12 protein-coding genes are annotated in these 12,231 nt (G+C 55.4%); 10 read left to right on the top strand and 2 right to left on the bottom strand.

Features of this window, described 5'->3' with window-relative positions; genetic code table 11:
- Positions 1–10: 10 nt before the first annotated feature.
- From GRPL_RS05805 to GRPL_RS05850, 10 genes are all read left to right on the top strand, one after another.
- Positions 11–796 (top strand): metal-dependent hydrolase, encoded by a 786-nt coding sequence (locus GRPL_RS05805; RefSeq protein WP_004860525.1) that lies wholly within the window; start codon positions 11–13, stop codon positions 794–796.
- Between the two features lie 303 nt (positions 797–1,099).
- The gene (gene ptsG, locus GRPL_RS05810; RefSeq protein ID WP_004860526.1) at positions 1,100–2,533 is read left to right on the top strand and encodes a PTS glucose transporter subunit IIBC; all 1,434 of its coding nucleotides are present in this window, start codon (positions 1,100–1,102) and stop codon (positions 2,531–2,533) included.
- Positions 2,534–2,878: 345 nt separating this feature from the next.
- Positions 2,879–3,235 carry a purine nucleoside phosphoramidase gene (gene hinT, locus GRPL_RS05815; RefSeq protein ID WP_004860530.1) on the top strand — a complete coding sequence of 119 codons (357 nt, stop codon included), beginning with the start codon at positions 2,879–2,881 and terminating at the stop codon, positions 3,233–3,235.
- Between the two features lie 3 nt (positions 3,236–3,238).
- Positions 3,239–3,613: a YcfL family putative periplasmic lipoprotein gene (locus GRPL_RS05820; protein ID WP_032700299.1), complete on the top strand. Its 375-nt coding sequence runs from the start codon at positions 3,239–3,241 to the stop codon at positions 3,611–3,613.
- A gap of 21 nt (positions 3,614–3,634) precedes the next feature.
- Positions 3,635–4,270 carry a penicillin-binding protein activator LpoB gene (gene lpoB, locus GRPL_RS05825; RefSeq protein WP_162180106.1) on the top strand — a complete coding sequence of 212 codons (636 nt, stop codon included), beginning with the start codon at positions 3,635–3,637 and terminating at the stop codon, positions 4,268–4,270.
- A complete protein-coding gene (thiK, locus tag GRPL_RS05830) occupies positions 4,251–5,069 on the top strand; it encodes a thiamine kinase (RefSeq protein ID WP_032695740.1) in 819 nt (272 codons plus the stop codon). The genes lpoB and thiK overlap by 20 nt, the downstream gene beginning before the upstream one ends.
- Before the next feature lie 20 nt (positions 5,070–5,089).
- Positions 5,090–6,112, top strand: a complete 1,023-nt coding sequence (gene nagZ / locus GRPL_RS05835) for a beta-N-acetylhexosaminidase (protein ID WP_015584641.1) — start codon at positions 5,090–5,092, stop codon at positions 6,110–6,112.
- A 26-nt stretch (positions 6,113–6,138) separates the two neighbouring features.
- On the top strand, positions 6,139–6,681 hold the full coding sequence (gene ycfP, locus GRPL_RS05840; RefSeq protein WP_032688339.1) for an alpha/beta hydrolase YcfP: 543 nt from the start codon (positions 6,139–6,141) through the stop codon (positions 6,679–6,681).
- A 240-nt stretch (positions 6,682–6,921) separates the two neighbouring features.
- Positions 6,922–8,226 carry an NAD(P)/FAD-dependent oxidoreductase gene (locus GRPL_RS05845; protein WP_032688338.1) on the top strand — a complete coding sequence of 435 codons (1,305 nt, stop codon included), beginning with the start codon at positions 6,922–6,924 and terminating at the stop codon, positions 8,224–8,226.
- A 254-nt stretch (positions 8,227–8,480) separates the two neighbouring features.
- Entirely contained in the window at positions 8,481–9,020 is a 540-nt protein-coding gene (locus tag GRPL_RS05850; protein ID WP_048619515.1) for a glycine zipper 2TM domain-containing protein, read from the top strand.
- A 55-nt stretch (positions 9,021–9,075) separates the two neighbouring features.
- Here GRPL_RS05850 and GRPL_RS05855 read toward each other — a convergent pair whose 3' ends face one another.
- Complete coding sequence (locus tag GRPL_RS05855; protein WP_032700297.1) at positions 9,076–11,262, bottom strand: TonB-dependent siderophore receptor; 2,187 nt, start codon at positions 11,260–11,262, stop codon at positions 9,076–9,078.
- Positions 11,263–11,506: 244 nt separating this feature from the next.
- Entirely contained in the window at positions 11,507–12,142 is a 636-nt protein-coding gene (locus tag GRPL_RS05860) for a TetR/AcrR family transcriptional regulator (protein WP_032688336.1), read from the bottom strand.
- Positions 12,143–12,231 lie beyond the last annotated feature (89 nt).

Genomic DNA, 12,231 nt, shown 5'->3' with positions numbered 1-12,231 from the left:
GCGAGACATTATGTTTTTAGTCGACTCCCACTGCCATCTGGATGGTCTGGATTATCAAACGCTGCACAAAGACGTGGACGATGTGCTGGCAAAAGCCGCGGCCCGTGACGTGAAGTTTTTCCTCGCGGTGGCCACGACGCTGCCGGGATACCGTGGAATGCGTGAGCTTGTCGGACCGCGCGACAATGTGGTTTTCTCCTGCGGCGTACATCCGCTCAATCAGGATGAAGAGTACGATGTTGACGAGCTGCGTAAGCTGGCGGCGGAAGAGGGGGTTGTCGCAATGGGGGAGACCGGGCTGGACTATTTTTACACGCCGGAAACCAAACCCCGCCAGCAGGCTTCCTTCCGCGATCATATCCGCATTGGCCGCGAGTTAAACAAGCCGGTTATCGTGCATACCCGCGATGCGCGCGCCGACACGCTGGCCATTTTGCAGGAAGAAAAAGTGACGGATTGCGGTGGCGTACTACACTGTTTCACTGAGGACAGGGAGACGGCAGGTAAATTGCTGGATATGGGGTTCTATATCTCGTTTTCCGGGATCGTCACTTTCCGTAATGCCGAGCAGCTGCGCGATGCCGCGCGCTATGTTCCGCTCGACCGCCTGCTGGTGGAAACCGACTCGCCGTACCTGGCGCCGGTCCCGCATCGCGGCAAAGAGAACCAGCCGGCAATGGTACGCGATGTTGCGGAATACATGGCGGTACTGAAGGGGGTTTCGCTTGAGCAGCTGGCGCAACAGACCACGCAAAATTTCGCCAGCCTGTTCCACATTGACCCCGCCAGACTGTAACCTGCCGATCTTTCTATTATTTTAAGGCTCGTAATTAATAGGTAAAGCGAGTAAAGTTCACCGCCACAAAATCGGCGGTGAAGGGTTTTTTGCAACATCCAGAAACGGATTATGTAAGTTGGTGTAAATTTTTCAACGCTGACTGATTGAAACGTGATAGCCGTCAAACAATGATTCCGTCAATTATTTTACTCTGTGTAATAAATAAAGGGCGCTTAGATGTCCTGTCCACGGCACGGTTCTCCCCCCGTGCCAATGCGTGAAAACGTAAAAAGCACCAAATACTCAGGAGCACTCTCAATTATGTTTAAGAATGCATTTGCTAACCTGCAGAAGGTCGGTAAATCGCTGATGCTGCCGGTCTCCGTGCTGCCTATCGCAGGTATCCTGCTGGGCGTCGGTTCCGCAAACTTCAGCTGGCTGCCAGCCGTTGTTTCCCACGTTATGGCAGAAGCAGGCGGTTCAGTCTTTGCCAATATGCCATTGATCTTCGCTATCGGTGTGGCGCTTGGCTTCACCAATAACGACGGCGTATCTGCGCTGGCTTCCGTTGTTGCTTACGGCATCATGGTGAAAACCATGGCGGTCGTTGCACCGCTGGTTCTGCATTTACCTGCTGAAGAAATTGCGGCCAAACACCTGGCTGATACCGGCGTACTCGGCGGTATTATCTCTGGTGCGATTGCAGCGTACATGTTCAACCGCTTCTACCGCATCAAGCTGCCTGAATATCTGGGCTTCTTTGCGGGCAAGCGTTTTGTTCCGATTATCTCCGGTCTCGCCGCTATTTTCACCGGCGTGATCCTCTCCTTCATCTGGCCACCGATCGGTACTGCTATCCAGACCTTCTCGCAGTGGGCGGCATACCAGAACCCGGTTGTGGCGTTCGGTATCTACGGCTTCATCGAACGCTGCCTGGTACCGTTTGGTCTGCACCACATCTGGAACGTTCCTTTCCAGATGCAGATTGGCGAATACACCAACGCGGCAGGTCAGGTCTTCCACGGCGATATCCCTCGTTATATGGCAGGCGACCCGACTGCGGGTAAACTGTCCGGCGGCTTCCTGTTCAAAATGTACGGTCTGCCGGCTGCTGCTATCGCGATTTGGCACTCCGCTAAGCCGGAAAACCGCGCGAAAGTGGGCGGTATCATGATCTCCGCAGCGTTGACCTCGTTCCTGACCGGTATCACCGAGCCGATCGAGTTCTCCTTCATGTTCGTTGCGCCGATTCTGTACGTTATCCACGCTATTCTTGCCGGTCTGGCCTTCCCGATCTGTATCCTGCTGGGTATGCGTGATGGTACGTCGTTCTCTCATGGTCTGATCGACTTTATCGTACTGTCTGGTAACAGCAGCAAACTGTGGCTGTTCCCGATCGTCGGTATCTGCTATGCCATCGTCTACTACGTTATCTTCCGCGTGCTGATTAAAGCACTGGACCTGAAAACTCCGGGTCGTGAAGATACGACTGAAGACAGCAAAGCCGGTGCGACCAGCGAAATGGCTCCGGCACTGATTGCAGCGTTCGGCGGTAAAGACAACATCACTAACCTTGATGCATGCATCACCCGTCTGCGCGTCAGCGTGGCCGACGTCGCGAAAGTTGATCAGGCTGGCCTGAAAAAACTGGGCGCTGCCGGTGTGGTTGTTGCAGGTTCAGGCGTTCAGGCCATCTTCGGGACCAAATCCGATAACCTGAAAACTGAAATGGATGAGTACATCCGCAGCAACTAAGTCGTGATGTGGGGAGACTAAGGCAGCCGAATGGCTGCCTTTTTTATTGTTCTCAATCTGCCGGCTGAAACCCGGGGGGCGTATTAAGGCATAAAAGAGATGTGGGCATCAGCCTTTGATACCCACGGTGGTGCCAAAAGGGCCCTTAAGCGAGCCCGGCGCAAAGCCTGAAGCCGCAATATGATTAATCCATCAGCAGCTATCACCGTCGCGACATAAGAAAAAGCGCATTCGGGTTGAAAGAGAGGGAGTAACTCGCTCATACTCTTAGGCGAATCCTGTGCATCCGCGTTTATCTGCAGAGGCAGGCCAGAGCACGGTATAAAAATTAATAAGGAATCAGTCATGGCAGAAGAAACGATTTTTAGCAAAATCATTCGCCGGGAGATCCCGTCGGATATGGTTTATCAGGATGAACTGGTGACCGCTTTTCGCGATATTTCCCCGCAGGCGCCGACCCACATTCTGATTGTCCCCAATATCCTGATTCCTACCGTCAACGATGTGACCGCTGAACATGAACTGACGCTGGGGCGCATGATGACCGTTGCGGCAAAAATTGCGCGTGATGAAGGTCTTGCTGACGATGGCTATCGTCTGATTGTCAATTGCAACCGCCACGGCGGCCAGGAAGTCTACCATATCCATATGCACCTGCTGGGCGGTCGCCCGCTAGGCCCGATGCTGGCTCACAAAGGTTAATCGATGCGCGCAGCTCATTTCGGCCCGCTTCTGGCGGCTATGCTCCTGGTCGGGTGCGGTTCCCATGCGGAAATCCCCGTTGGTGAACAGCAGACTCTGGTGATGGAATCCAACGTGCTGGCGGCGGGCATCAGCGCCGATGCGCCAGAGGTCACGGCCTCAGAGATTCAGGCAACCGCCACCTCCAGACTGTTTAATGAACGACAGGAACCGATCACCGTGCATTACCGCTTCTTCTGGTATGACGCCAGAGGACTGGAAATGCATCCGCTGGAGCCGGCCCGGAGTATTACGGTGCCTGCGCACTCTTCTGTCACCTTGTACGGTAGCGCAAATATTTTGGGGGCACATAAGGCCCGCCTGTATCTTTATCTGTAAGGGGTAATTGTAATGATTAAAATGTGTCGCTACGCGTTAATCACGGCACTGGCGATATTCCTTGCCGGGTGCGTGGGGCAACGTCAGGAGCCCGCTCCCGTTGAGGAGGCGCAGCCGAAGCCAACCCAGCCCGCGCAGCCGCAGCCGACGGTGCCAACCGTACCTACGGTTCCGACTATTCCGGAGCAGCCAGGGCCGATTGAACACGAGCAGCAGCCGGCACAGCCAGCGCCGCGCGTGCGTCATTATGACTGGAATGCGGCGGTACAGCCGATGGTGGGGCAAATGCTGCAGGCGGGCGGCGTCAATGCGGGCAGTATTCTGCTGGTCGACAGTGTGAATAACCGCACCAACGGCACGCTGAACGCCGGAGAGGCGACGACGGCGTTGCGCAATGCCCTGAGTGGCAATGGCAAATTTACGCTGGTGTCTGCCCAGCAGCTGGGAGTGGCAAAACAGCAGCTGGGTTTATCCCCTCAGGATAGTCTCGGCAGCCGCAGCAAAGCGATGGGGATTGCCCGTACCGTGGGAGCTCAGTACGTGCTGTACTCGAATGCGACCGGCAACGTCAATTCACCTGAGCTGAAAATGCAGCTGATGCTGGTGCAGACTGGCGAGATTATTTGGTCAGGTAAAGGTGCCGTTCAGCAACAGTAAACTGACGCGCGATGAGGTGTTGTCGCGCTTTTTCCCCCGCTATTCACCTGTCGCCGGCCTGGGCCAGAATGGCCTGAGCGGCGGCAGCTGTATTATCAGCGACGGCGTCCGGCGGCTGGTCCTGCGCCAGCCGCACGACCCCGACGCTCCCGCCCGTGATTTCCTCCGTCAGTACCGCACCCTGTCTCGCCTGCCGAAGACCGTCGTCCCCGCGCCGCTTTTTTATTCGCCGGGCTGGCTGGTGGCGGAATATTGCGATGGCGAGATGAAAAGCACGCTTCCGGAGTGCCCGCAGCTGGCAGGGTTATTGTATCATCTGCACCGGCAGTCGCGTCTGGGCTGGTATGTGGCGCTGGCGCCGCTGCTTGAACGCTACTGGCTGGCCTGTGATCCTGCGCGGCGTACGCCGCTGTGGCTGCGTTGGCATAAACGTTTGTTGCAGCGCGGCGAGCCTCGTCCTCTGCGGCTGGCGCCGTTACATATGGATGTGCATGCCGGCAATATTGTCCATACGAAAGCGGGGCTGCGGTTGATCGACTGGGAATATGCGGGCGATGGCGACATTGCGCTGGAGCTGGCCGCGGTGTGGATTGCGCCGGCGGCGCATCGCCAGCTGGTCACCGCATATGCCCGGCTGGCGCGTATTGATGAGCGGCTGCTGTGGCGGCAGGTACAACGCTGGCGTCCTTGGGTCATATTGCTGATGGCGGGCTGGTATGAACGCCGCTGGCAGCAGACCGGCGACCGGCAATTTATCACGCTGGCAGATGAAACATGGTGTCAGTTAGACAAAGAATGAAAAGGATAAGAGAGGTCAGTGTGGGTCCGGTAATGTTGGATGTCGAAGGGTTTGAACTGGATGCGGAAGAGCGTGAGATTCTCGCCCATCCGCTGGTGGGCGGGCTGATTTTATTCACCCGCAACTATCACGATCCGGCCCAACTGCGGGAACTGGTGCGCCAGATCCGCGAGGCTTCGCGCAATCATCTGGTGGTGGCCGTCGATCAGGAAGGCGGGCGCGTACAGCGCTTTCGCGAGGGGTTTACCCGACTGCCGGCCGCGCAATCTTTTGCGGCGCTGCTGGGGATGGAAGAGGGCGGCGCGCTGGCGGCTCAGGCCGGTTGGCTGATGGCCAGCGAGATGATCGCGATGGATATCGATATCAGCTTTGCGCCGGTTCTTGATGTCGGCCACATCAGTGCCGCGATCGGTGAACGCGCTTATCATGACGATCCGGATAAAGCGCTGGCCATCGCCCGCCGCTTTATCGACGGTATGCACGAGGCGGGGATGAAAACCACCGGGAAACACTTCCCGGGACACGGTGCTGTGACCGCGGATTCGCATAAAGAGACGCCGCGAGATCCGCGCGCTGAAGCTGAGATTCGGGCCCGGGATATGGCGGTTTTCCGCACCCTGGTGGCGGAAAATCGTCTCGATGCCATTATGCCTGCCCACGTTATCTACAGCGATGTGGATCCGCGCCCGGCCAGTGGTTCAGCGCACTGGCTGAAGACGGTGCTGCGCGGTGAGCTGGGTTTCGACGGGGTCATTTTCTCTGACGATCTGTCGATGGAAGGGGCGGCGATCATGGGCAGTTATGCCGAACGTGGGCAGGCATCGCTGGATGCAGGTTGCGATATGATCCTGGTCTGCAATAATCGTAAGGGTGCGGTCAGCGTGCTGGATAACCTGTCGCCGATCAAAGCAGAGCGTGTTACGAAATTGTATCATAAAGGTTCATTTACCCGTCAGGAGTTAAGGGATTCTGCCCGTTGGAAGACGGTTAATGCGCAGCTGGAGCAGCTCCACGCGCGTTGGCAAGAGGCGAAGTCTGCGTAATTGACCTGAAGTCTGGTGAGGATGCGATGATTATCTATTTACACGGTTTTGACTCAAACAGTCCCGGAAACCATGAGAAAGTGCTGCAGCTGCAGTTTATCGATCCCGATGTGCGTCTGATAAGCTACAGCACGCGGCACCCAAAACATGATATGCAGCACTTGTTAAAAGAAGTCGATAAAATGCTGCAGCTTAATACTGACGATCGGCCGCTGATTTGCGGCGTCGGTCTGGGCGGCTATTGGGCGGAACGGATCGGTTTCCTTTGCGATGTGCGTCAGGCCATTTTTAACCCCAATCTGTTTCCCGCAGAAAACATGGAAGGTAAGATCGACAGGCCTGAAGAGTATGCTGATATCGGGACCAAGTGCGTCAACAACTTCCGCGAGAAAAACCGCGATCGTTGTCTGGTGATACTCTCCCGCCAGGACGAAGCGCTGGACAGCCAGCGTTCCGCTGACCTGCTGCATCACTACTATGAAATCATCTGGGATAATGAGCAGACCCACAAATTCAAAAACATCTCCCCCCATCTGCAGCGGATAAAAGCCTTTAAGACGCTAGGCTGAACCGCTCCTGGACTCCGGCCCGCCGTATGTGAATACGGCGGGCTTTTTTTATGGCGCCAGTGATGGCATGGTTAAAAAACAGGCGGTAAAACTTGATGCATATCAATTTTGGTATGACCAATGACCCGTTCATGGTATTCTCAATTTCGCTGAATGGTTTCACTGCTGTAACTTGTTGTTAAATAAGAGCTATTTATATAACTTTTAATTAACAATTGGTTAATATTTTTAGGGGGTCTCGTGACTACACCATTGAAAAAAATCGTAATCGTAGGTGGCGGTGCCGGTGGACTGGAACTGGCGACTCAGCTGGGGAGAAAGCTGGGGCGTAGCAAAAAAGCGAAAATCACGCTGGTGGATCGTAATCATAGCCATCTGTGGAAGCCGTTGCTGCATGAAGTGGCGACCGGTTCGCTCGATGAAGGCGTCGATGCGCTGAGCTATCTGGCCCACGCCCGCAACCACGGTTTCCAGTTCCAGCTGGGGTCAGTGGCGGATATTAACCGTGAAGCGAAAACCATTACGCTGTCCGAGCTGCGTGACGAGAAGGGCGAGCTGCTGGTCGCCGAGCGTAAGCTGCCGTACGACACGCTGGTGATGGCGCTGGGCAGTACCTCTAACGACTTTAATACTCCGGGCGTCAAAGAGAACTGTATTTTCCTTGATAACCCGCACCAGGCACGCCGTTTCCATCAGGAAATGCTGAACCTGTTCCTGAAATACTCGGCTAACCTCGGCGCCAACGGCAAAGTCAATATCGCGATCGTGGGCGGCGGGGCTACCGGCGTTGAGCTCTCCGCTGAGCTGCACAACGCGGTGAAGCAACTGCACAGCTACGGTTACAAAGGGCTGACTAACGAGGCATTGAACGTGACTCTGGTTGAAGCGGGTGAGCGTATTCTTCCTGCGCTGCCGCCGCGTATTTCCAGCGCCGCTCACAATGAACTGACAAAGCTTGGTGTACGCGTCCTGACGAAAACCATGGTGACCAGCGCCGATGCCAACGGTCTGCATACCAAAGACGGCGAGTTCATTAATGCCGACCTGATGGTCTGGGCGGCGGGGATCAAAGCGCCGGACTTTATGAAAGAGATCGGCGGTCTGGAAACCAACCGTATTAACCAACTGGTGGTTCAGCCAACGCTGCAAACGACGCTCGACCCGGATATTTATGCGATCGGCGACTGCGCATCCTGCGCGCGTCCGGAAGGTGGATTTGTGCCACCGCGCGCCCAGGCGGCTCACCAGATGGCGACCTGCGCATTGAATAATATTCTGGCGCAGATGAAAGACAAGCCGCTGAAGCCCTACGTCTATAAAGATCACGGTTCGCTGGTTTCGCTCTCCAACTACTCGACCGTGGGGAGCCTGATGGGCAACCTGATGCGCGGTTCCATGATGGTCGAAGGACGTATTGCGCGTTTCGTGTATATCTCTCTGTACCGTATGCACCAGATTGCGCTGCACGGCTACTGCAAGACCGGTCTGATGATGCTGGTAGGGCGCATCAACCGCATCATTCGTCCCCGTCTGAAGCTGCACTGATAGTCTGTTTGCCTCGTTCCCGGATTGTGCCGCTAGGCCCGTTTGGGATGGTAACAAGGTGAACGTTGAGCCGGTAATCTCCTTGCCGGCTCAATGACAGAATTTCTGTCTGCCATTTCGCGCATAACATCTCGGATTCCTCTGAATCCACTCCGTTTGCCGCTTTTCCCCGCATTTTTCATCCGCTTTCTCATTTGCAAGGTCCCCGGGTCGATAGCAAAATTGTTTCTATCAGCAACAAGGGAGGATACCCCGTGAATAAATCAATGTTGGCGGGTATAGGGATTGGCGTGGCTGCCGCGCTGGGTGTTGCAGCTGTCGCTGGTCTTAACGTCTTAGATCGTGGCCCGCAATATGCGCAAGTGGTGTCCAGTACACCGATAAAAGAGACCGTAAAAACTCCGCGTCAGGAATGCCGTAACGTCACCGTGACCCATCGTCGTCCGGTGCAGGATGAAAACCGCATCGCCGGCTCCGTTCTTGGCGCCGTTGCCGGCGGGGTCATCGGCCATCAGTTTGGCGGCGGTCGTGGTCGCAGCGTGGCGACCGTCGTGGGCGCTCTGGGCGGCGGTTACGCCGGTAACCAGATTCAGGGTTCGATGCAGGAAGGGGATACCTACACCACCACGCAGCAGCGCTGTAAAACGGTGTATGACAAGTCGGATAAAATGCTGGGCTACGATGTGACCTACAAAATTGGCGAACAGCAGGGAAAAATCCGCATGGAACACGATCCCGGGACGCAGATTCCGCTGGACAGTAACGGCCAGCTGGTCCTCAACAACAAAGCGTAAAAAAGACGTGACTGTTATTTGCCCCTCCTGCACTCAGGCTGAGGGGCTTTTTTTATCAGAAGCTGACGGCGTAGTTCAGGCCAAAGGTACGGCCGCGACCTTTGTATTCATACAGTGAACTGCTGCCGTAGGTCGGGCTATAGAGCAGCGGGGCGCGCTGTCCCCAGATGGTGACATAGTCTTCGTTCAGCAGGTTCTCGATGCTGAAGGTCAGTTTGCCCACCGGGAGCGCATAGCTGCCGATAAAGTCTACGGTATTATAGCCGTCGAGCTTATTACCGCTGGCATCGCTCAGGTCGAATACCTGCTGGGTTTGCACGCGCAGCGACCACGGATCCGGCGCCCAGCCGACCCAGGCGGTGGCTTTAGATGGCGAAGCGAGAGTCACATCCCATTTCTGCCAGCTACCGTCACTCTTCACCTGAGATTTCAGCACGTTGAAGTTCGCACCTGTGCTCCAGTCGCTATCCGGGAAGAAGTAATCGACGGCCCCTTCCACGCCGTAAATACGCCGCTTGTCGGACTGGACGTCGATCGTCATATCGGTGCGGTTAACGACAATGGTTTTGTCCGAGGTGGAGTAGTATGCCGCCAGCTGCGTGCGCAGGTTATCGCCGGTGTAACGCCAGCCCAGTTCGTAGGAGTTGACTTTGATCCCCTGCAGCGGCGAATCACCCACGTTGACGCTCGACAGCAGGGGATAGTTGCCGTTGACCGCCGCGCCGTATTTGCCGATACCATAGTATTTACCCGGGTCCGGCAGCTCGACGCCCTGCGAGAAGTTAAACCAGGTCTGCTGGCGGTCGGTGAGGTGGGCGACAATACCGGCGTTAAACAGGAAGTTATCATAATCCGTTTTACCGCCCGGGATGGCATCGGCCGAGTTCACTTTGCCGCTGGCGACATCCTGCTGCTGGGCGTAGCCGACAAAATCATCAACCCGGTTTTCCGTCCATTGATAGCGCACGCCGCCGCTCAGTGTGAAAATATCATTCAGGTCATAACTACTTTGCAGGAACGGCGCCAGGTTTGTAATGCTATAGCCCGGGTAGCGTCCTGTCGTGTAGATAGACTCGTTGTGCAGGCCGCCTGACGCCATCGAAGTGTTCAGATCGAAGAACATCTGGTTGGCATTAAAGGTCTCATGATCGGCATCCAGCCCCCAGGTCAGATCCCAGCCGTCAAGCGGTTGGCTGTTAAGGGTAATCTTCGCACCGTACTGATCGGTATCCTGTTTAGATGAGGAGAAGCTGCTGACCTGACCTTTGGTGAGCGTCGGGAAGGGGTAAAAGGTCAGCGACTCGTCGCGATAATAGATCTGGCTGACCAGATTCTGGCCATAGAAATCGGCATCGGAGTATTGCAGGCTAATCAGATGCCGTTCGGTACCAGGAACGCGGTCGGAATTAAGCCCGTCGGTGGTATAGGCTTTGCCCTCACCGGTGACGGCCGACATGTTTTTGCCGAGATACAGGCCGTAATCATCGCCCTGGCTTTTATAGTATTGCGTCACCAGCTGCAGCTGACGGTTATCGTCGATGTTGATGGTGCCGGTGCCCATGACATCGAGGCGATCCGAGTGCTGCAGGCCGGTCTGCGTATTATCGAGGACCAGCGCATCGTTATTGCCATCATACCAGCCGCCAAAGCGCTGATAAGCCACCGATAACCGTCCGGAAGCATGGTCGGTGCCGCCGCTGACCGCCGCCGCCACGCGTTCGTCGTGATCGTTGCTGTTGGCAAATCCGCTTTTGCCGCCTAATTCCAGATCCACCTGGCGTTCCTGCTGCCCTTTTTTGGTCACGATATTGATCAGGCCGCCGGTACTGCCGCCGCCATACAGCGAAGTGGCGCCGGAGATGACTTCAATATGCTCAATGTTGAACGGGTCGATAGCGTCGAGCTGACGGCTGTCGGTACGGGAAGAGTTGAGGCGAACGCCGTCGATCAGCACCACGATGGCCCGTCCACGCATGTTCATTCCGTAGTTGGTTCGTCCCTGGCTGCTGACATCAATTCCGGGAATCAACTGGGCCAGGACGTCTTTGAACTCCTTTCCCCCCTGAACCTGTTGTTCTATCTCCTGACCTTCGATAACCCACGTGGTTTGCGCCATTTCGGCGACGGTGCGGTGAGTTCGGTTGGCGCTAACGATAATGTTTTCTTCTTCCGCCTGCGCGGCAAAGGCGGGCAGGGCGGTGGCCAGCAGCAGTGGGTTAAGCACCCAGAGACGCTTGTTCATACGCATTCCTTTTATGAGTTAACTGCAGTCATGTTGTTTTTAGTGTTCGATGCGGGCGCATCGGTTGTTACAGATGGAAATAAGCAGAAAAACTTAAAAGCGGATTTTGCACGTAGTGATTATTGTTATCAATATCATTTACAACAAAATTGATACGTAACAGTGTGAAAACATGAATAAAACTGGGGTTAATCAGGAAAGACAGGGGAAAACCCGGTGGCGATTGTCACCGGGGAAGCGCAGATTAGTGCTGGAGGATTTGCGGCCACAGCCGCAGGGTGGTATCGGCGATTTGCATCAGCCTGGTGAAATCAGCCCCTTCGCGTGCGCTGATGGACATCCCTTGCAACACGCAGTTTAAGAACTGCGCCAGCTGTCGCACATCGCCGTTTTGCGGCAGTTCGCCGCGCAGCTGCCGCTGCTGGAGGAACTGGGTCAGCGTTTGTTCCTGCATCGCGTGCCGCGACTTAATGGTATTGGCGATCGCGGTAGATGATGCCGCCAGCGCCGCGGACGTATTGATCATAAAACAGCCTGCCGGCGTGTCTTTACTGGTAAAGCAGGTGGCAATGGCGGTGAAATAGTCTCGCAGCGCCTGATCAACTGATTTTTCTTCGGCAAACAACAGCGCTTCGTGTCTGGCGGCAAAACGTGAAATATAGCGATCCAGAACCGCGCGAAATAACCCTTCCTTGTTGACGAACTCAGCGTACAGCGTCGGTGCTTTTGCCCCGGTCGCCTCCACCAGATCGGCAAGAGAAGTTGCCTCGTAGCCGTGCTGCCAGAAAAGTGCCATAGCCTTATCCAGCGCCGCTTCCTTGTCGAACACTTTGGGTCGGCCACGGCTTTTTTTTGTGCAACTTTGAACGTCAGTTGTCATGATGCCGCTGTACCTATGTTGGTTTGTTGAAGAGGCATTATAAAAATAAACCTTACAACCTTCCAGCGCTGAACCCGCAAAAATAAATA

Source organism: Klebsiella planticola ATCC 33531 (assembly GCF_000735435.1).
In the GTDB taxonomy this organism is placed as follows: domain Bacteria; phylum Pseudomonadota; class Gammaproteobacteria; order Enterobacterales; family Enterobacteriaceae; genus Klebsiella; species Klebsiella planticola.
The sequence above is the reverse complement of the archived record's forward strand: the minus strand, read 5'-3'. Positions and strand labels throughout refer to the sequence as shown.

What these genes read in the sequence shown, in the direction of transcription:
- GRPL_RS05805 (WP_004860525.1), top strand. Translation starts at nt 11, where the DNA reads ATGTTTTTAGTCGACTCCCACTGCCATCTGGATGGTCTGGATTATCAA.
- ptsG (WP_004860526.1), top strand. Translation starts at nt 1,100, where the DNA reads ATGTTTAAGAATGCATTTGCTAACCTGCAGAAGGTCGGTAAATCGCTG.
- hinT (WP_004860530.1), top strand. Translation starts at nt 2,879, where the DNA reads ATGGCAGAAGAAACGATTTTTAGCAAAATCATTCGCCGGGAGATCCCG.
- GRPL_RS05820 (WP_032700299.1), top strand. Translation starts at nt 3,239, where the DNA reads ATGCGCGCAGCTCATTTCGGCCCGCTTCTGGCGGCTATGCTCCTGGTC.
- lpoB (WP_162180106.1), top strand. Translation starts at nt 3,635, where the DNA reads ATGTGTCGCTACGCGTTAATCACGGCACTGGCGATATTCCTTGCCGGG.
- ycfP (WP_032688339.1), top strand. Translation starts at nt 6,139, where the DNA reads ATGATTATCTATTTACACGGTTTTGACTCAAACAGTCCCGGAAACCAT.
- GRPL_RS05855 (WP_032700297.1), bottom strand. Translation starts at nt 11,262, where the DNA reads ATGAACAAGCGTCTCTGGGTGCTTAACCCACTGCTGCTGGCCACCGCC.
- GRPL_RS05860 (WP_032688336.1), bottom strand. Translation starts at nt 12,142, where the DNA reads ATGACAACTGACGTTCAAAGTTGCACAAAAAAAAGCCGTGGCCGACCC.